This is a genomic window from Inquilinus sp. (assembly GCF_057815775.1).
In genome coordinates, this window is sequence record NZ_JBYRFX010000076.1 from 1 (window position 1) to 18,181 (window position 18,181).

20 protein-coding genes are annotated in these 18,181 nt (G+C 70.3%); 8 read left to right on the plus strand and 12 right to left on the minus strand.

Translation table 11 applies throughout. The annotated features are described in order from the left end of the window. Positions 1–401, plus strand: a 401-nt coding sequence (locus tag AC3XYG_RS02895) for a hypothetical protein (RefSeq protein ID WP_489138307.1), incomplete at its 5' end; no start/stop codon positions are given. A gap of 153 nt (positions 402–554) precedes the next feature. On the opposite strand, the gene AC3XYG_RS02900 is transcribed toward AC3XYG_RS02895, so the two are convergent. After that, positions 555–1,130 (minus strand): CGNR zinc finger domain-containing protein, encoded by a 576-nt coding sequence (locus AC3XYG_RS02900; protein ID WP_489138308.1) that lies wholly within the window; start codon positions 1,128–1,130, stop codon positions 555–557. A 113-nt stretch (positions 1,131–1,243) separates the two neighbouring features. On the opposite strand from AC3XYG_RS02900, the gene AC3XYG_RS02905 reads away from it, so the two are divergent. Both AC3XYG_RS02905 and AC3XYG_RS02910 read left to right on the plus strand, forming a co-directional pair. Next, positions 1,244–1,399, plus strand: coding sequence for a hypothetical protein (locus tag AC3XYG_RS02905; RefSeq protein ID WP_489138309.1), 156 nt, complete (start codon positions 1,244–1,246; stop codon positions 1,397–1,399). Between the two features lie 113 nt (positions 1,400–1,512). Continuing rightward, positions 1,513–2,475, plus strand: coding sequence for a tetratricopeptide repeat protein (locus AC3XYG_RS02910; protein WP_489138310.1), 963 nt, complete (start codon positions 1,513–1,515; stop codon positions 2,473–2,475). A 34-nt stretch (positions 2,476–2,509) separates the two neighbouring features. Here AC3XYG_RS02910 and AC3XYG_RS02915 read toward each other — a convergent pair whose 3' ends face one another. Next, positions 2,510–3,943: an MFS transporter gene (locus AC3XYG_RS02915; RefSeq protein ID WP_489138311.1), complete on the minus strand. Its 1,434-nt coding sequence runs from the start codon at positions 3,941–3,943 to the stop codon at positions 2,510–2,512. Positions 3,944–4,081: 138 nt separating this feature from the next. On the opposite strand from AC3XYG_RS02915, the gene AC3XYG_RS02920 reads away from it, so the two are divergent. From AC3XYG_RS02920 to AC3XYG_RS02940, 5 genes are all read left to right on the plus strand, one after another. Beyond that, positions 4,082–4,987, plus strand: a complete 906-nt coding sequence (locus AC3XYG_RS02920) for a LysR family transcriptional regulator (protein WP_489138312.1) — start codon at positions 4,082–4,084, stop codon at positions 4,985–4,987. A gap of 80 nt (positions 4,988–5,067) precedes the next feature. Further along, positions 5,068–6,036 (plus strand): ABC transporter permease, encoded by a 969-nt coding sequence (locus AC3XYG_RS02925; RefSeq protein WP_489138313.1) that lies wholly within the window; start codon positions 5,068–5,070, stop codon positions 6,034–6,036. Then, complete coding sequence (locus AC3XYG_RS02930; protein WP_489138314.1) at positions 6,036–6,866, plus strand: ABC transporter permease; 831 nt, start codon at positions 6,036–6,038, stop codon at positions 6,864–6,866. Before AC3XYG_RS02925 ends, AC3XYG_RS02930 begins: the two co-directional genes overlap by 1 nt. After that, the gene (locus AC3XYG_RS02935) at positions 6,863–7,669 is read left to right on the plus strand and encodes an ATP-binding cassette domain-containing protein (RefSeq protein ID WP_489138315.1); all 807 of its coding nucleotides are present in this window, start codon (positions 6,863–6,865) and stop codon (positions 7,667–7,669) included. Before AC3XYG_RS02930 ends, AC3XYG_RS02935 begins: the two co-directional genes overlap by 4 nt. After that, on the plus strand, positions 7,666–8,613 hold the full coding sequence (locus tag AC3XYG_RS02940) for an ABC transporter ATP-binding protein (RefSeq protein ID WP_489138316.1): 948 nt from the start codon (positions 7,666–7,668) through the stop codon (positions 8,611–8,613). The genes AC3XYG_RS02935 and AC3XYG_RS02940 overlap by 4 nt, the downstream gene beginning before the upstream one ends. A gap of 13 nt (positions 8,614–8,626) precedes the next feature. On the opposite strand, the gene AC3XYG_RS02945 is transcribed toward AC3XYG_RS02940, so the two are convergent. The 10 genes from AC3XYG_RS02945 to AC3XYG_RS02990 all read right to left on the minus strand — a co-directional run. Then, positions 8,627–8,881, minus strand: coding sequence for a hypothetical protein (locus AC3XYG_RS02945; protein WP_489138317.1), 255 nt, complete (start codon positions 8,879–8,881; stop codon positions 8,627–8,629). A gap of 135 nt (positions 8,882–9,016) precedes the next feature. Further along, complete coding sequence (gene hpnK / locus AC3XYG_RS02950) at positions 9,017–9,856, minus strand: hopanoid biosynthesis-associated protein HpnK (RefSeq protein WP_489138326.1); 840 nt, start codon at positions 9,854–9,856, stop codon at positions 9,017–9,019. Then, complete coding sequence (hpnJ, locus tag AC3XYG_RS02955) at positions 9,853–11,286, minus strand: hopanoid biosynthesis associated radical SAM protein HpnJ (protein WP_489138318.1); 1,434 nt, start codon at positions 11,284–11,286, stop codon at positions 9,853–9,855. Before hpnJ ends, hpnK begins: the two co-directional genes overlap by 4 nt. Next, positions 11,283–12,440, minus strand: a complete 1,158-nt coding sequence (hpnI, locus tag AC3XYG_RS02960; RefSeq protein WP_489138319.1) for a bacteriohopanetetrol glucosamine biosynthesis glycosyltransferase HpnI — start codon at positions 12,438–12,440, stop codon at positions 11,283–11,285. The genes hpnJ and hpnI (AC3XYG_RS02960) overlap by 4 nt, the downstream gene beginning before the upstream one ends. A gap of 261 nt (positions 12,441–12,701) precedes the next feature. Further along, a complete protein-coding gene (gene hpnI, locus AC3XYG_RS02965) occupies positions 12,702–13,856 on the minus strand; it encodes a bacteriohopanetetrol glucosamine biosynthesis glycosyltransferase HpnI (RefSeq protein WP_489138320.1) in 1,155 nt (384 codons plus the stop codon). Between the two features lie 269 nt (positions 13,857–14,125). Further along, positions 14,126–14,590, minus strand: a complete 465-nt coding sequence (locus AC3XYG_RS02970) for a hypothetical protein (RefSeq protein WP_489138321.1) — start codon at positions 14,588–14,590, stop codon at positions 14,126–14,128. A 93-nt stretch (positions 14,591–14,683) separates the two neighbouring features. Then, positions 14,684–15,385 (minus strand): lysozyme inhibitor LprI family protein, encoded by a 702-nt coding sequence (locus AC3XYG_RS02975; protein WP_489138322.1) that lies wholly within the window; start codon positions 15,383–15,385, stop codon positions 14,684–14,686. Further along, on the minus strand, positions 15,382–16,158 hold the full coding sequence (locus AC3XYG_RS02980) for a lysozyme inhibitor LprI family protein (protein WP_489138323.1): 777 nt from the start codon (positions 16,156–16,158) through the stop codon (positions 15,382–15,384). Before AC3XYG_RS02980 ends, AC3XYG_RS02975 begins: the two co-directional genes overlap by 4 nt. Positions 16,159–16,171: 13 nt before the next feature. After that, on the minus strand, positions 16,172–16,870 hold the full coding sequence (locus AC3XYG_RS02985; RefSeq protein WP_489138324.1) for a class II aldolase/adducin family protein: 699 nt from the start codon (positions 16,868–16,870) through the stop codon (positions 16,172–16,174). 50 nt (positions 16,871–16,920) lie between these two features. Beyond that, a partial coding sequence (locus AC3XYG_RS02990; protein WP_489138325.1) for an FGGY-family carbohydrate kinase occupies positions 16,921–18,181 on the minus strand: 1,261 nt, incomplete at its 5' end.

Genomic DNA, 18,181 nt, shown 5'->3' on the forward strand with positions numbered 1-18,181 from the left:
AGCAGGAGCGCCGCCGCCGGCGGCGGGACCAGGCCGCCGATGCCGTGGCCCGGACTGTCATCGAGCCCCAGGAGGGCTGGGACGCCGAGCGGGTGCGGTCGGTGGTGCGGGAGACGCTGACCGAGGACGAGATCCTGGACGCACAGATCGACGCCCTGTCGCCGGACGCGTTCGTGCAGGCGGTCTGCCGCAAGATCGGCTTCCCGCCGCCTTCGATCCCGCTGCCGCAGGCCTGGGACGATGGCGCCGATGACGATGCAGGGCCGGACGCCGCCGATATCCCGCCGGCGAAGACCGGCGATGCGGCCGGTCGCGGACCGGCCGTAGCCTGGCCGCGCCCGGCGAACCACTCCGCCCCCGGCCGCCCCGTGTCCGGGCCGCCGGAACCGGACAGCAGTTGAGGGTTCGCTATCCCCCAACTGTCATGCCCGGACTTGATCCGGGCATCCAGAGGCTGTCGACATCGTCTGGATTGCCGGGTCAAGCCCGGCAATGACAACAAAGAGAAGCGAACCCAACGTCTCCCCTTCGGGTGGCGCCGGATGAGCCTGCCGTCACGCGTCGCCGTCCTTCTCGCGCCGCCGGAACTCGGCGACCTTGGCCCGGTTGCCGCAGGCGGACATCGAGCACCAGCGCCGGCCGCCGTTCCGGGAGGTGTCCAGGAACAGGACGGTGCAGACCGGCCCCTCGCATTGGCGGATCCGGCCGGACTGGTCGCCGCCGAACAGGCTGACCGCCTCGCGCGCCACCACGGCCAGCAGGTCGCGGACGCTGCCGGAGAGACGGACGCCGCCGTCCCGGTCCAGCTGCGGCGCGGCCGCGGGCTGCGCGGCGCAGGCATTCAGCTGTGTCCGGTCCTCATCCGCCATCGGGCGGCCTTCGACGATGGCCATCGCGGCGCGGTAGGCGGCCTCACGCAGTTCACGGGCATGCGCCAGGTCGTCCACCGTCGCGCCGGGGCTGGTCTCGACCAGGTCAGCCGCCACCAGCCACCGGTCGAGATCGGCCGGGATGGCGAGCGCATCCTTCGGCGCACCGCGCAGCCGGCCGCTGACGGTGGCGGTCAGGTCCAGCGGCACCTGGCCGCCGCGGAACCTGAAGCCATCCCGGATCTCCGGCTTGGGGGTCATGTCGGGCCTCTCGTTTCGTATCCTGCTTGACAGGTTACAGGAGAAGGTTATGGTTCTCCAGTAACTTGTTAATACGGTTACAAGGCGCCGCCGGATCCATGAGGAACGCGACCATGCTCATCTCGATCGGCAAGCGCGGCCTGAGGTCGCCCGGCGTGCTGGCGTTCATCGCGCGGATCGTCGGCCTCGCCGCCAGGCCGATCCCGAGTTCGCGCGACACCGGCATGCTGTGCGACCACCTCAGGCGCGATATCGGGCTCAGTCCCTGACGGCACCTGCCGTCCCCAAAGGGTCTCGGCGACCCCCAATTCTCACGCCACGCGGCTGAACCGCGCCGGCTCGTTCAAGACAGGAGGCTCAAATCGTCCACCATCTCCGCGGGATGCCCGGCATTGCCTGGGTAGCGGGCCTGCTGCTCCTGGCAGGATGTGTCACGGCCTCAGGCCCGACGACATCAAGCTACGCGCCGCCGGATGCGCAAACGCTGGCCGCCGCGAAGACCGGCGACGCCAATGCGCAAGTCAATCTCGGCGTCTATTACGTCAACATGAAGGACTACGACACGGCACACGGCTGGTTCGTCAAGTCGGCCGCTCTCGGGAATGCGGCCGGGGAAGACAATGTGGCCGTGGACTATGCGAACGGCCAGGGCGTGCCGCATGAGGACGCCCAGGCCGCGACCTGGTATCGCAAGGCCGCCGACCAGGGGCTGGCCGATGCCGAAACCCGGCTCGGCGGCGCCTATTACAACGGGCTGGGCGTGCCGCGGGACTATGCCCAGGCGGCGGCATGGCTGCGCAAGGGCGCCGATCAGGGAACACCCCTCGCCCAGTACAATCTCGGCTATCTCTACGAGCAGGGGCAGGGCGTGCCGCAGGATGATGCCGCGGCTGCCGCCTGGTACAAAAAGGCGGCCGATCAGGGGTATGCCGATGCCCAGAACAATCTGGGGATGCTGACCCTTCATGGCCGCGGGGTGCCGGAGGATCGCAGCGCGGCGGCGCAGCTGTTCCGCGCTTCCGCCGGCCAGGGCAATACCCACGCCCAGGCGAATCTGGCCGCACTCTCCGGCCCGCCGGCCGTGCCGACGGGCCCCGTCAATGCCGGACCGCAGTACCCTGATACCAACGACCAGCAGACGGACGACGATCAGCAGCAGCGGATCCAGCAGGAATACACCATGCAGCAGCAGCAGGCGCAGCAGCGGCAGCAGCAGGAATGGTTCGAAGAACAGCAAAGGGCGCAGCAGGAGCAATACGAACAGCAGCAGGAGCAGTATCAGCAGCAGCAGGAGCAGGAACAGCAGGAAATGGAGCAGGAACAGCAGCAACAGCAGCAGGAATAATCCACATGAGGGCCCGCGAAGTCGCCGCCACGCATTACGGCATGTCCTCGGTAAGGGCCAGGCGAGGGGCGAGGGCGCGGCTCGCCATCACGATGGCGAGTGCGATGACGATCATGACGCCGGCGACGGCGAAGGTGGTCCGCATGCCGGCGGCCACGGCTTGCGGGGAGGCTGTCGCCATGTCGACCGTCGCGGCAGCGGCCGCGAACACGGCGCCCATGGCGGAGGCGCCGGTGATGAGGCCGAGGTTTCGCGACAGGCTCAGCAGGCCGGCGACGACGCCGCGCCGGTCGGCGGGAACGTCGGCCATCAGGGCAGTCGTGTTGGCGGTCTGGAACAGCTGGTAGCCCGGGGTCAGGATGGCGATGGCCGCGATATAGCCGGCGATGCCGAAGCTCTGCGGCAGCACGGTCAGGGCGGCGGCGCCCGCCGCCATCTCGACCAGCCCGGCCAGGACCATGGTGGGCGCGCCGAACCGGTCGACGCTGCGGCCGGCGAGGACGCCGCTGAGGGCGGAGATCGCCGGGCCGACCGACAGGACCAGCCCGACCAGCGCGGTGTCGAGCCCGAGCCCGCGCTGGAGGTAGAACGGCCCGACCACCAGCGTCGTCATCATCACGGTGGCGACGACCAGGTTCGTGGCCAGGCTGGCGCTCAGTGCCGGGTCGCGGAACAGCGCCAGCCGGACCAGGGGCGATCTCGCTTTTGCCTGCGCCAGCACGAACAGGCCGGCGCCGAGGGACGCGGCCAGCAGCAGGGCGAGGTTGAGCCGGTCGAAACGGCCATGCCCGGTCGTCATCGCCAGGGCATAGGCCGCGAGCGTGAGGGCGAGCAGCAGTGTGCCCAGCGTGTCGAACCCGGGCCGATCGGCCCGCGGCATCGGGCGGTCGCGCGGCAGGGTGCAATACGCCAGGAGGAGGTTCAGTATCCCCAGCGGCACATTGACCAGGAAGATCGCCTGCCAGCCCAGCCCGGACATCAGGACACCGCCGAGCGACGGCCCCAGCGTGGTGCCGATCGCGGACATGGTGCCGAGCAGCCCCATGGCACTGCCGGTCTTCTCCTTCGGCACCGTCTCGCGGACCAGGGCCACGGTCAGCGCCATCATGATCGCCGCGCCCAACCCCTGCACCGCGCGGGCGGCGACCAGCAGCCAGAGGGTGGGGGCCAGGCCGCACAGCAGCGAGGCCGCCGTGAACAGGCCGATGCCGGCCAGCAGCAGCCGCCGGCGGCCGACGATGTCGCCGAGACGCCCGACACTGACGATCAGGGCGGTGATGGCGAGGAGATAGGCCAGGACGACCCATTGGACGTCCTGGAACGAGGCCCCGAACGCGCGCGCCAGCGTCGGCAGGCCGGCATTGGCGATGCTGGTGTCGAGCGAGGGCATCAGCATCGACAGCGACAGGCCGGCCAGGGCCCAACGCACCGATGGCGCCGTGTTCGGGGATTGGGTGATTGGTTTCATGATCGACTCCGTTCTGGACTCCGGAACCGGAGCTGCCGGAGAGGTGGTCGATTTCCTGCCATGGCGGAACACGCAGCGATTGCACTGTATTCGTGCGCCTGGCGCCACATCCCGAACTGGCCGTGCTAAGGTCCCGGCATGGCGCCGCCCGATCTCAACCTGCTGGTCACCCTCGACGTGCTGCTCGCGGAAGGCAGCGTGGCGCGGGCCGCCCGGCGGCTGCGGCTCAGCCCGTCGGCGATGAGCCGGGCGCTGGCGCGGCTGCGCGAGGCGACGGGCGATCCGTTGCTGGTCCGGGCCGGGCGCGGCCTCGTGCCCACACCCCGGGCACTCGAACTGCGCGAACAGGTCGGCCCGATCGTGCAGGCGGCCGAAGCCATGCTGCGTCCGGCGGAGACGCTCGATCTGGCGCGGCTGGTGCGCACCTTCACCCTCCGCAACATGGATGGCTTCGTCGAGAATTTCGGGCCGGCCCTGATCGCGCGGATGGGCGAACAGGCCCCCGGCGCGCGGCTGCGCTTCGTGCCGAAGCCGGACAAGGACAGCACGCCGCTGCGCGACGGCAGCGTCGACCTGGAGACCGGAGTCGTCGGCAAGTCGACGGGGCCGGAGGTGCGGGCCCAGGCGCTGTTCCGCGACCGGTTCGTCGGCGTCGTGCGGCTGGGGCATCCGCTGTGCCGGGGCGAGATCACGGCGGCGCGCTATGCCGCCGGCCGGCACATCCTGGTCGCGCGGCGCCGGTTCGACCGCGGGCGGATCGACGACGCCCTCGAGCCCCTGGGGCTGACGCGGGAGATCGCAACGGTCGTCGGCGGCTTTTCGGAGGCGCTGGCCCTGGCGCGCGCCTCGGACCTGATCGCCAGCGTTCCCGAACGCTATACGGGAAACCTGCGGGCCGGGCTGCACAGCTTTCCGCTGCCGGTCGCCCCGCCCGCCATCACGATCTCGCTATTGTGGCACCCGCGGCTGGACGCCGACCCGGCCCATCGCTGGCTGCGCAGCTGCGTCCGCGAGGTCTGCGGTGCGCAGACCTCCGGTGCCTGACGGGTGACGGCGCGCCAAGGGTTCCCGCCGCGGCGCGCTGGTATAAGCTGGCCCGAGTCGCGGACCGCCGGGGCCATCCGATGAAGTCGCTCCTCGTCCGGCGCCTGGTCCAGGCGGTGCCGGTGCTGCTGATCGTGCTCTGCCTGGCCTTCCTGCTGCTGCGGCTGGCCCCGGGCGACGCGGTCGATTCGCTGGTAATCGAGATGGGCGGCGGCGATGCCGGGCTGATCGCCCAGCTGCGCGCGGACTACGGGCTCGACCAGCCCTGGCCGGTGCAGCTCGGCCTCTACCTCTCGCATGTCGTCCGGCTCGACCTCGGCTGGTCCATCGGCTTCTCCCGCCCCGTGCTCGGCTTGGTGCTGGAGCGGGCGGGCAACACCGCGCTGCTGATGGCGGCAGCGCTGTCGCTGGCGCTGTCCTGCGGCATCCTGCTCGGCGTCGCCGCGGCGAAACGGGCCGGCGGCTGGGTCGACACGCTGGTCACCGGCTTCGGCCTGCTGCTCTACGCCATGCCCGGCTTCTGGATCGGGCTGATGCTGATCGTCGTCTTCGCGGTCAAGCTGCGCTGGCTGCCGCTGGGCGGCCTGTCGGAGGTGCCCAGCTTCGACACCGGCTGGGCCTATGCCGCCGATGTGGCGCGGCACCTGGTGCTGCCGACCGTGGCGCTGTCGCTGATGTATGTCGCGATCTACCTGCGCCTGATGCGGGCCGGCATGCTGGAGGTGGCGGGCAGCGACTTCGTCCGCACCGCCCGGGCCAAGGGGCTGTCGCCGCGGCGCATCACCTGGCGCCACATCGTGCGCAACGCGCTCTTGCCGATGGTCACGGTGTTCGGCGTCCATGCCGGCATGCTGCTGGGCGGCAGCGTGGTGATCGAAAGCGTCTTCGCCATCCCCGGCCTCGGCCGGCTGGCCTATGAGGCGGTGACCAAGCGCGACCTCAACCTGCTGCTCGGCATCATCCTGGCCAGTGCGGTCATGGTGATCCTGGTCAATCTGCTGGTCGATCTGCTGTATGCGCGGCTCGACCCGCGGCTGCGGGTGCGCTGATGCGGGTGCTGCGCCGGTTCCTGCGCGACCGCAACGGCCGGCTGGGGCTGGCGGGCGTCGCCCTGGTGGTGCTGATGGCGCTGTCGGCCGGCTGGATCTTCCCGGGCGATCCGTTGGCGATCACCGGCCCGGCGCAGCTGCCGGCCTTCCAGGATGCGGCGCATGGGCTGGGCACGGATCGCCTCGGCCGCGACGTGCTGGCCCAGCTGTTCCACGGTGCCCGGGTGTCGCTGTCGATCGGCGCGGCGGCGGCGGCGATGGCGATCGGCCTCGGCCTCCTGGTCGGCACCACCGCCGGCTTCCTCGGCGGCTGGGTCGACGAGGCGCTGATGCGCCTGACCGAGGCGTTCCAGACCGTGCCCAGCTTCATCCTGGCCCTGGCGCTGATCCTGGTGCTGGGCCCGTCGCTGACCGATGTGGTGATCGCCATCGGGCTCGGCGCCTGGCCCGGCCCGGCCCGGGTGGTGCGGGCCGAGATCATGGCCCTGGCCCGCCGCGACTATGTCGACGCCTATCGCTGCATGGGCATGGGGTGGCTGGAGATCGCCTTCACCAAGCTGCTGCCCAACGCGCTGGCGCCGGTGCTGGTGCTGGCGACGGTGATCACCGCCAGCGCCATCCTGATCGAATCCGCGCTGGCCTTCCTCGGCCTCAGCGACCCGAACCGGGTCAGCTGGGGCAGCATGATCGCAGATGGCCGCGCCGTGCTGCGCACCGACTGGACGCTGTCCGCCATTCCCGGCCTGGCCATCATCGTCGCTGTGCTGTCGGTCAGCCTGCTGGGCGAGGCGCTGACCGCGGCGCTCGACCCGAAACGGAGCAGGCGATGACGGCCCTGCTCTCGATCCGCGGCCTGACCGTCGACTATGACGGCGAGGCCGGCAGGGTGCGGGCGGTGGACGGCATCGACCTCGATCTCGCCGCCGGCGAGACCCTGGCCCTGGTCGGCGAATCCGGCTCCGGCAAATCGACGGTCGCGCTCGCCATCCCCGGCCTGCTGCCGGCGCGGGTGGCGGGGTCGATCCGGCTGGCGGGCCAGGAGCTGGTCGGCCTGCCGGAGCCGGCGCTGCGCACCATCCGCGGCCGCCGCATCGGCCTGGTGTTCCAGGAGCCGATGACCAGCCTGAACCCGGTGCTGACCATCGGCGAGCAGGTGCGCGAAGGGCTTGAGGCGCATGGAATCTGCCGGGGCCGCGCCGCACGGGCGCGGGTGGTGGAGCTGCTGGCCGAGGTCGGCATCGCCGACCCCGCCGCCCGCGCCGGCGCCTTCCCGCATGAGCTGTCCGGCGGCATGCGCCAGCGGGCGATGATCGCCATGGCCCTGGCCGCCGGCCCGGAGCTGCTGATCGCGGATGAGCCGACCACCGCGCTCGACGTCACCGTGCAAGCCCAGATCCTCGACCTGTTCTGCAGCCTGCGCGACCGGCGCGGCATGGCGCTGCTGCTGGTCACCCACGATCTCGGCGTGGTGGCGGAGCTGGCCGACCGGGTGGCGGTGATGCAGGCGGGGCGGGTGGTCGAGACCGGCCCGGTGCGCCGGGTGCTCGACGCGCCGGAGCATGCCTACACCCGTCACCTGCTGGCGGCGACGCTGTCCATCGACGATGCGCCGCGATGGGCGACGACCCCATGACCGAACCGTTGCTCGTGCTCGACGGTGTGGTGAAGCATTTCGGCCGGGCGCCGGATGCGGTGCAGGCGGTCGACGGCGTGTCGCTGGCGATCATGCCGGGCGAGGTGTTCGGCCTGGTCGGCGAATCCGGCAGCGGCAAGTCAACCCTCGGCCGGCTGGTCGCCCGGCTGGCCGACCCCGATGCGGGCAGCATCCGCTTCGACGGGCAGGACGTCACCCGCCGCCAGGGCCGTGCCCTCGGCCCGCTGCGGGCGCAGATCCAGCTGGTGTTCCAGGACCCCTACGCCTCGCTCAACCCGCGCGACCCGGTCGGCCGGGCGGTCGACGATCCGCTGCGCGTCGCCGGTGTCGGCCGGGCGGAGCGGCGCGACCGGGTGGCCTGGCTGCTGGACCGGGTCGGACTCGGTGCCACATTCGCCGATCGCTATCCGCACGAGTTGTCCGGTGGCCAGCGCCAGCGCGTGGCGATCGCCCGGGCCCTGGCGCTGAGGCCGAAGCTGGTGGTGTGCGACGAACCGGTCTCGGCGCTCGACGTCTCGATCCGGGCCCAGGTGCTCGACCTGCTGGCCGAACTCGGGGCCGAATTCGGCCTCGCCTACCTCTTCATCAGCCACGATCTGTCGGTGGTGCGGCATGTCGCCGACCGGGTGGCGGTGATGCATCTCGGCCGCATCGTCGAGACCGGGCCGACGGCGCAAGTCTGGGCCCAGCCGGGGCACCCCTACACTAGGGCACTGCTGTCGGCGGTGCCGCGGCTGCACCCGCTGCCGGGGGCCGAGCGGATCCTGCTGCAGGGCGACCCGCCCAGCCCGCGGCACCCGCCCAGCGGCTGCCGCTTCCGCACCCGCTGCCCGTTGGCCTTCGACCGCTGCGCGCGGGAGGACCCGCCGATGGTCGATCTCGGCGACGGACACCAGGCGGCGTGCCTGCTGGCCGGCGGATAAGGTCCTTACCGCATCACTTGCAGGTGCAGGCCCCGCCGACGCCCTTGTGCAGATTGGCCTCGACCCAGCGCGTGGCATCCGGTCCGAAATCGAAACTCGGGCCGATGATGCAGATCTCCGAATCGCCGCGGTCGGAGCGCATCTCCTGCGGGTCGCGCGGGTCGACCTCGATCCGCTCGTTGATGCAGTAGACATAGGTGGTCATGGCCAGCGCGCTGCCGGGCGCGAGCAAGGCCAGCAGGATGATGACGTATCGGGTCGCACGCATCGGAAGCCCTCCCTCTGCCCCGGACCGGTTCGCGATCATCGCCGGAACCCCTGCCGGGCAATGCATTGATGCCCCGGGAAGATGGTTTTCATCAGGCGGCGGGAAGGCCGGACGAGGGCTCAGGCCGGGTCGGCCTCAGGCCGGGTCGGCGTAGCCGCCGAGGCGGATGCCCGGCCGGCGGGCGGCGGCGATGCACTCCGGCGCCAGCAGGGCCGCCAGCTCATCGGCATAGCGATAGCCCGGCGCGGCGCCGTCGAAACCGCCGGAGGTCGCAGGGTGGGTGTAGATCTCGACCCGGCCCGGCGGCAGCCGGTGCAGCAGTCCGGCGACCCGCTCCGCCGTCATGGCGCCAGACCAGGCCAGGCCGAACACGGCATCCGGCGTGACCAGGCCGGCGCGGCGGGCACGGCGGCGCAGCAGCCGGGCCCAGGGGGCGGCGACCGCGGCCAACGCCCGACGCGGCCCCGGCTCGATCGCGGCCAGGATGGCGGTGGGCTCGACCGGCACGCGCAGGCTGCGCATGCCGTGGCGCCGGCCGATGGCGATCACCGCCGAGGCGATCACGGGGTGCAGGTGATAGTGCTTGTGGGCGTCGACATGCTGCAGCGGCAGCCCGGTCGCGGCATAGGCGGCGAACTGGGCTTCGATCTCGGCATGCAGCTGCCGCCGCACGGCCGGCCGCAGCGCAATCTCCAGCCCGAGCCGGGCCATGTCGATGCGGAAGCGGCCGCTGGAATCGACCAGGTCCGGCACCTGCTCGGGCGGCAGCATCGGCCATGCCTCGATCAGCACCAGGTGCAGGCCGACCCGCAGGCGCGGCAGGCGGCGGGCGCGGGTGACGGCATCTGCCGCCGCCGGCCCGGCCACCATCAGGCTGGCGGCGCTGAGGATGCCCTCGCGATGCGCCAGCTCGACCGCCTCATTGACCTCGCCGGCGATGCCGAAATCGTCGGCGGTGACCGCGAGTAGCGTCAGTGCGCGGCCGCCTTGCGTTCCCGCAGGAAGCGGAAGAACTCCACGCCCTCGCGCAGCCGGCGCTTCATCATGTCCGGGCTGCGCACCATCTCGCCGACGATCGAGGCGATCTTCGGCGCGCGGAAGTAGAAGCGCCGGTAGAAGTCCTCGACCGAATGGAAGATTTCCTGGTGGCTCAGATGCGGGTAGTGCAGCGGTGCGATCTGCACGCCCTTCTCGTCGACCAGCTCGGCATTCGCCTCGTCCAGCCAGCCATTTTCCAGCGCCTGGTTGTACAGGAAGGTGCCGGGATAGGGCGCGGCCAGCGACACCTGGATGGTGTGCGGGTTGATCTCGGTGGCGAAGCGGATCGTCTCCTGGATCGTGTCCTTGTTCTCGCCCGGCAGGCCCAGGATGAAGGTGCCGTGGATCTGGATGCCCAGCTCGTGGCAGTCCTTGGTGAACTGCTTGGCGACCTCGATCCGCATGCCCTTCTTGATGTTGAACAGGATCTGCTGGTTGCCGGATTCATAGCCGACCAGCAGCAGCCGCAGGCCGTTGTCGCGCAGCACCTTCAGGGTCTCGCGCGGCACATTGGCCTTGGCGTTGCACGACCAGGTGATGCCCAGCTTGCCCAGCTCCTTGGCGATGGCCTCGGCGCGCGGCAGGTCGTCGGTGAAGGTGTCGTCGTCGAAGAAGAACTCGCGGATCTGCGGCATCGTCTGCTTGGCCCAGCGGATCTCGTCGATCACATGGCCGACGCTGCGGGTGCGGTAGCGGTGCCCGCCCACGGTCTGCGGCCACAGGCAGAAGGTGCAACGCGATTTGCAGCCACGGCCGGTGTAGATCGAGAGGTAGGGGTGCTTCAGATAGCCGATGAAGTAGTCTTCGATCTTCAGGTCGCGGTGATAGACCGGGCTGACGAAGGGCAGCTTGTCCATGTTCTCGAGGATCGCCCGCTCCTGGTTGTGGATCACCACACCCTCGGCGTTGCGATAGGTCAGGCCGTCGATCGTCGACATGTCGCGGCCGTCGGCGACTTCCTTGATCGTGAAGTCGAACTCGTTGCGCGCGACGAAGTCGATCAACGGCGACCCGTCCATGCTGCCGTGCGGGTCGACCGCCACCTTGGCGCCGACCAGCCCGGCCTTCAGGTTCGGGTTCACCGCCTTCATCGCCTCGATCATCTTGACGTCGGAGGCGAAGGACGGCGCGGAGGTGTGCAGGACGACGAGCTCGTAGTCCTTGGCCTGGGCGGCGACGGCGGCGGGGGTGGTGCGCGACGGCGCGCCGTCGATCAGCTTCGATCCCTCGACCAGCGCAGCCGGCTGGGCCAGCCAGGTCGGATACCAGAAGGACTTGATCTCGCGCTTCGCCTGGTATCGCGACCCGGCGCCGCCGTCGAAGCCGTCAAAGGACGGCGCTTGCAGGAACAGTGTCTTCATCGTCATGGGGAGGGGGGCCTCCGATCCGTCATCAGGGTCCCGTCAGGGACAAGTTGGTACAGATGTCCCCGCCAGTTCACGCCGTGGCCAAGATAGCTCACGATGAAAACCGCGAAGGACAGCAGGTCGCGCGCCGGGACCAGCGCGTAGGAATGGCGCGGCAGAATGTAGGCGCGTTCCAGCCGGATGCACAGTGCGATCCGGCCGGCCAGTGCCAGCACCGCCACGGCCAGGGCCGTCAGCCCGCCGCCCAGAGTCCAGGCGACCAGGGCCAGCGGGAAAGGATGGGTGATCAGCGACCCGGCATAGCCGAGCGGATCGATGCTCTTGATCGTGCGGGCCCAGCGCAGTTCATGCGCCCACAGCGAGCCGATCGAATCCTCGCTGCACAGGTGGCCGATCAGCTGCTGCGGCACCGCCACGCGGCGGCCGGTGGCCCAGACCGCCGCGCCGATCGCGTGGTCCTCGGCCAGCAAATCGGCGAAGGCGGCCAGCCCGCCGATCTCGGCCAGCACGGTGCGGGTCAGCACGATGGTGGTGCCGATGCAGGGCCGCGCCATGTGCAGGCCCAGGCCGACGATTACGCTGGGCGTGAAATGGGTGTCCATGCCCAGCCCGATCAGCCGCGACCAGATGCCGCCGGTCGGCACGGCATGATACAGGCAGGTGACACAGCCGACGCCGGGGGCCTGCAGCTCCGCCGTCATCTGGCGCAGATGGTCGGGCGCCACCCGCACGTCGCTGTCGGAAAACACGACGATCTCATGCCGGATCCGGTCCGACATGTTGATCAGATTGGAGACCTTGCGGTTCGACCCGTGCCGGCGCGGATCGATCACCAGCTCCAGCACTGCCTGGGGGAAGGCGAGGCGCAGCTGCTCCACCACCGCGACGGCGGGGTCGCGCGCATCGGCGACGCCGAGCAGGATCTGGACCGGGCCGGGATAGTCCTGGGTGCAGAACGAGGCCAGGTTCTCGTACAAGCCGGGCTCCGCGCCATGCAGCGGCTTGACCACGGTCACCGGGGGAAACGCACCGGGAGCAGGCCCGCGTCGCCTTGCCTGCCGGCCGACCAGCCCGACAGCCACCGCCAGGTACACGCACCCCAGCAGCGACAGGATCAAGGCCAGACTCAGCAGCAGGAATTCAAACGTGGTCATCGTCCCGTGCCCGCGCGGTTCACCTGTGCCCTCGGCATCCACCCGGCCACCGCCGGACAAAAAGGCCTGAAATGGTGAGCACGCCAATCGTCCACGCCGGATCCGGAACAGAGGACCGGCGTCCGGAATGATGATGGGCAACCTACGCAGTTGGCTCAACTTATGGAATCTCTAAAATTTCACGAGGACCGGGCGGGCGTCCGAAGCGGACCGGACCGGCGTCGCTGGCGCTGGGGTGGAGGACGGCGGAAGGAGGGCTCGTCATTGCGCGGGCGGTCTACGATTCGCTGCCAGCGTGCCGTCCGGCACCAGCTGGTACAGGTGGCCGCGCCAGTCGACGCAACGGCCGAGATAGCTGGTCACGAACACCGCGAAGGACAAAAGGTCGCGCAACGGAATCAAGGCGTAAGGATGGCGCTGCAGGCCGTAAGCGCGTTCCAGCCGCACGCACAGCGCGAGTCGGCCGGCGACGGCCAGGGCGGCCAGGGCCAGGGCGGGCGCGCCGGCGCCCAGGATCCAGGCGATCAGCGCTAGCGGCAGGGCGTGGGTGACCAGCGACCCCGCATGGCCGACCGGGTCGACGCTCTTGATCGTCCGGGCCCAGCGCAGCTCATGCGCCCACAGCGCCCGGAACGAGCCCTCGCTGCAGAGATGGCCGATGGTGAAGGCCGGGACGGCAACACCGCCGCCCTGCGCGCGGATCGCCGCCCCCATCGCATGATCGTCGGCCAGCTGGTCGGCGAAGGCTGCGGCCCCGCCGATCGAATCGAAGGTGTCCCGCGCCAGGGCGATGGTCGATCCGAAGCAGGGCCGGGCCAGGCCGAAGCTGAGGCCGGCCATCACGCCGGGCAGGAAATGCGTGTCGATGGCCAGCGCCGCGAGCCGCGACCAGATCCCGGCTGCGGCGACGCCATGGTACAGGCAGGTCACGCCACTGGTTCCCGGGCGCTGCAGCTCGCCCACCACCTGGCGGAGATAGTCGGGCCGCACCCGCATATCGCTGTCCGACAGCACCACGATGTCGTGCCGGATCGTCCCGGCCATGCTGACCAGGTTGGACATCTTCGGGTTCGACCCGCGCCGGCGGGGGTCAATCACCAGGTCGATCCTGGCCTGCGGGAAGGCGCGGCGCAGCCGATCGACCACGGGAACGACGGGATCGCGCGGGTCGGTGACGCCGAACACCAGCTGCACCGGTCCCGGATAATCCTGGGTGCAGAAGCTGGCCAGGTTCTCATACAGGCCCGGCTCGGCGCCATGCAGCGGCTTCAGCACCGTGACTGACGGGAAGGCCGTCGCGGCCCGCGGCCGCCGCGCCGCATAGCGGTCGACCAGCAGCGCGCTGGCCAGGAGATACAGGCAGCCCAGCAGCGGCAGGACCAGCAGCAGGGACGGAATCACGGCGCCCGCGATCATGGCCGAACCACCGGACCGCAGGCATGGGATTGCTGGCCGGCCAGACCGGCCGGTGCGGCGACAACATGTGCGAGCATCGATCCGTCGGCCCCCCACGGGCCACGCCACCGAACCGGGCTGGGCAGGCCCGCAGGACGACCGGCGGCATCAGCTTTTCGAGAACGGCTGATGTCGCGACCCGCCGCGACTATCGGCGCGGCGGGGTGGGGGTTCAACTTACGGTGTGGTGAGGTTCATGTCAGAATCGGGGCAGGTTCCGGTCGGGCCGGTCAGTTGGTGGCGACCTTGTAGTCTGGCAGGGCGCCCAGGTCGCCCTTGTAGACGAAGGCCGGGTGGCCTTTCAGCAGCACCGGGGTCAGCTGGCCGTAATCAGCGGCGACCAGCCGGCCGCCGATGCCCAGCGTGCCGCCGATGCGGATGATCGCCAGCACCACATGGCCGTTCGGCGCGATTACGAAATCGGCGATCTCGGCGATCGGCCGGTTGGCCGAATCCAGCACCTCGGACTGCACCAGCCGGCTGGCCAGCGAGCCGTAGGACGGGTTCTGCGGGTTGGCGATGGCCTCGTCGATCGACTTTGCGGTGTCCTGATAGCCCTGCTGCACGGTGCGGCCGGCCTTGTCGAGCGCATTGCCGGCCTGATCCAGCAGGTTCTGGACGTCCTGCGCGAAGACCGGGCCGGCCATGAGCGCGACGGTGGCGGCAGCAACCAGGGGCAGGCGAATGGAACGCATGATCTTTTCTCCAGAATCGCGGAATCGCGAACGCGTGACCGAGAAAGGGTTGATGCGGGGGGAAGTTCCGTAGAATCGGTGTCGCAGGCGGGCTCAGTCCGGCTCGAACTTGTCGTCCAGCTGGTCGATCCGCTCCAGGGTGCGGTCGGCCAGGCAGCGGCTGCGGGCCGCTTCGCCGGCCAGGCGGGCAGCCAGCACGCAGTCGCTTTCGACGAACTGCGCCCACGCCTTCTGTGCCGCGGCGAAGGCATGGTCGCCGGTCTCGGCATTGGCCAGCATGATCCCGGCCAGGGTGTCCAACTGGCGCCGATACAGGCGGCGAAGAAAGTCGAACGGGTCTTTCGGGTCCAGCGTGCCGTTGTCGAAGTCGGACAGCACGAACACGGCATTCGGATCGGGGTTGTTGAAGCCGTTGTATTCGAGGCCCAGGCTGAACCGCCGGTCGCCGGCGACGGCCGAGGGATAGGTCACAAGCAGGAAGCTGGTCATCCCGCGGGTTTCCAGGATCCGGTAGGAGTAGCGCTCGATCGGGGCGCCGTTCTCGACCATCTCCAGCTTGTAGCATTCGGTGCTGGTCTCGCCGATGTTGGCCAGGCTGCTGTCGCAATCGCCTTCGGGCAGCGGGTCGATGCCGCCCTCGGCGGTCTGGCGCAGCAGCAGATGGACCTGGGACGGCGTCACATCCGCCGCCAGGATCTCCATCGTCCAGACGGCTTCCGCCCGGGCGGGCTGGACCCAGGCCAGGCCGGCGAGCGCCAGCGCCAGCACGCCTCCGGCCATCCCGCGCAGGGTCATGGCGTCACCGGCTTCGACGTGCCGGCCAGGCTCTGGCGCAACGCCTGCAACTGGTCGATGCGATTCACCGTGCGCTGCACCCGGCAGCGGTCGATCTGGGTCCGATCCTGCAGCAGCGCGTTCGAACAATCCGCCTGCTTCAGGGCCACCCAATCCTGTTCCGCCTTGGCGATCAGGCCCCGCAGGGCGCGGTCGCCGGTGACGCGCGGGCGGCTGGTCAGGCCGTCATAGAGCGCGTTCAGCCGCCGGTCCTGGTAGGTGTAGATCGGCGCCCAGGGGTTGCCCGGGTCCGGGAAGGCCGTCTCCGGAAACCCGGTCAGGTCCGTGTCGGTCTCGGGGTGCGGGTTGCGCACCACGTCGTTCCAGAGCTTGAAGCTGATGTCGATCCTGACGCTGCGGGCGTAGGGCGGCTCGATCGGCGTGCGGTAGTGCAGCAGCAGGAAGCTGGTCGTGCCGTGCTTGAACAGCTGCTCGTAGGACAGGCCGGAGACGGGTTCGAGATCCTCGACGAGGGTGATCCGGTAGCAGGCCTGCCCGAACCCGTCACTGCCGGTCTGATCGTAGCCGACACCGTCGCAACGGTCCGAGCTGTGCAGCATGTCGGTCGGCGTCAGCCCGGTCCCGGTCACCATCAGCACCATCGCCACGGTGTTCGCCGCGTCGGTGTTGACGGCGATCACCTCGGCATCGATCGACGGCGTGGGGTCGGCCCTGGCGGGGCAGTAGGCCGCGGCCGCCCATGCGACCGCGGCGAGCACCAACCTCAGCGTCATGCGCAAGGGCGCGTCAGGCGATGCTGCGCGGCCGCGGCGTGTCGTCGACGCCGTCGATGTCGGGCGCCTGGCCGTAGCTCATGCGCCGCATCTGCTCCATCACCCGGATCATCTCGGCCTCGGTCAGCCGCGGCGGCTCGCCGATCGCCAGGGCGTGGACATACATCTTGGCCAGCACCTCGACCTCGATCGCCCGCCACATCGCCCGGGCGAAATTCTCGGCCAGCACGATCAGGCCGTGATGGCCCAGCAGGCAGGCGGTGCGGCCCTCCAGCGCGGTCAGCGCGTAATCCGACAGCTCCTGCGTGCCGAAGCAGGCATAGGGGGCGCAGCGGATGTCGATGCCGCCGGCCACCGCCACCATGTAATGGAAGCAGGGGATGCCCTTCTCATGCACCGCCAGGGTGGTCGAGAACACCGAATGGGTGTGCAGCACCACATTGGCGTCATCTCGGTTCTTCAGGATGTCGCGGTGGAAGCGCCATTCCGAGGACGGCATCCGCCGGCCCTCGTAGCTGGCGTCGAACGACATCTCGACGACGTCCTCCGGCTGCATCTGGTCGTAGGGCAGGCTGGTCGGGGTGATCAGCATGCCGCCATCGATGCGGTGCGAGACATTGCCCGAGGTGCCCTGGTTCAACCCGCTCGAATTCATCTCGCGGCAGATGTCGATGATGCCCTGGCGCAGGGCGAGGTGGCTGGGGGCAGGCATCGGTTTCCTCGGGCTTATCGTTGAACGGGCAGCAGGTGAATACGTCCGATCTATAGCGCCACGCGGTCCGCCGCGCCAGTCAGCGACCGCCAGCGTCCGGCATAGGCGGCCAACCCCGGCACGGCCAGCGGCGGCGCGGATGCCAGCGGCACCACGGCACCGCCGGTGCCGCGGTTACGGGCCCACAGCAGCGCGGCGCCGACGGCGCTGCCGTCCGGCGCGGCCGAGACCTCGACCCGGCGGCCCGGGCGCAGCGCCGCCAGCAGCGGCGCGAACAGCGGGTTGGCAGCAAAGCCGCCATCGACGATCACCCGGTCGCCAGCCTGCAGCAGGTCCAGCGCCGCGTCGCAGGCCAGGGCGGTGTACAGCGTGGCCAGCGCTGCGCGTCCGGCGGATCCGTCCGGCGGCGGGCCCAGGATCTCGCCGCGGCCGCCGCTGTCCGGGAACAGCCCGTCGCTGTCGACGAAGCCGGGCAGCGCCATGGTGCCGGCCGCGACCAGTGCTGCGATGTCGGCCGGCGACGCCTCGGCCGGGTGCTCCCCGGCGATCCGCTCCCACTCCCGGCCGCCCATATGCAGGGTGCAGCCGATCGGCCGGCCCTCGACATCGACATTCGCGACCATGCCGCGGCGCCCGTCCAGCCGGCCGAGATCCAGCCCGGGGCGGAAGCCGATGATCCAGGTGCCGGTCGACAGCAGCGGCACGTCGCCCAGCCCGGCGGCCAGGAAGCGGTGGTAGTTGGCGTTGCTGTCATGCACGCCGCACAGCAGGGCCAGGTCGGGCGGCAGTCCGTGTGTTGCGGCCAGGTCCGGCTTGATCGTGCCCAACACGTCCCAGGCATTGCGGCGGGGCGGGATCAGCCGGTCCCAGCCGCGCCGGCCGACGAGGCCGGTGAAACCGCCCGCCGCCGGGTTCCAGAGATGGGTCTGCGCCGCCAGGGTGGTGATCTCGCTGGCCGGCACGCCGCCCAGCCGCCAGGCGAAGTATTGCGGCAGGGTCAGCAGCCAGCGGGCGCGGGCGAAACCCTCCGCGAAGTCGCGCTCCAGCCACAGCAACTGCTTGGCCAGGCGGTGCGCCCCGGGATCGATGCTGCAGCCGGTCTCGGCGAAGGACGGCGCCTCGGCGGCATAGGTCTCGGCCAGCCAGCCGGGCGCCGCGGCTTCGTAGTCCATCATCGGCAGTGCCGGGCCGGTGTCGTCGACCAGCACGCCGCTGGTGCCGTAGCCGGTGGCGACGAAGGCGGCCAGCCGGTGGCGGCGGGCCAGGTCGCCCAGCGCCTGCAGCAGCCAGGCCTCGATCGCCGCCAGGTCG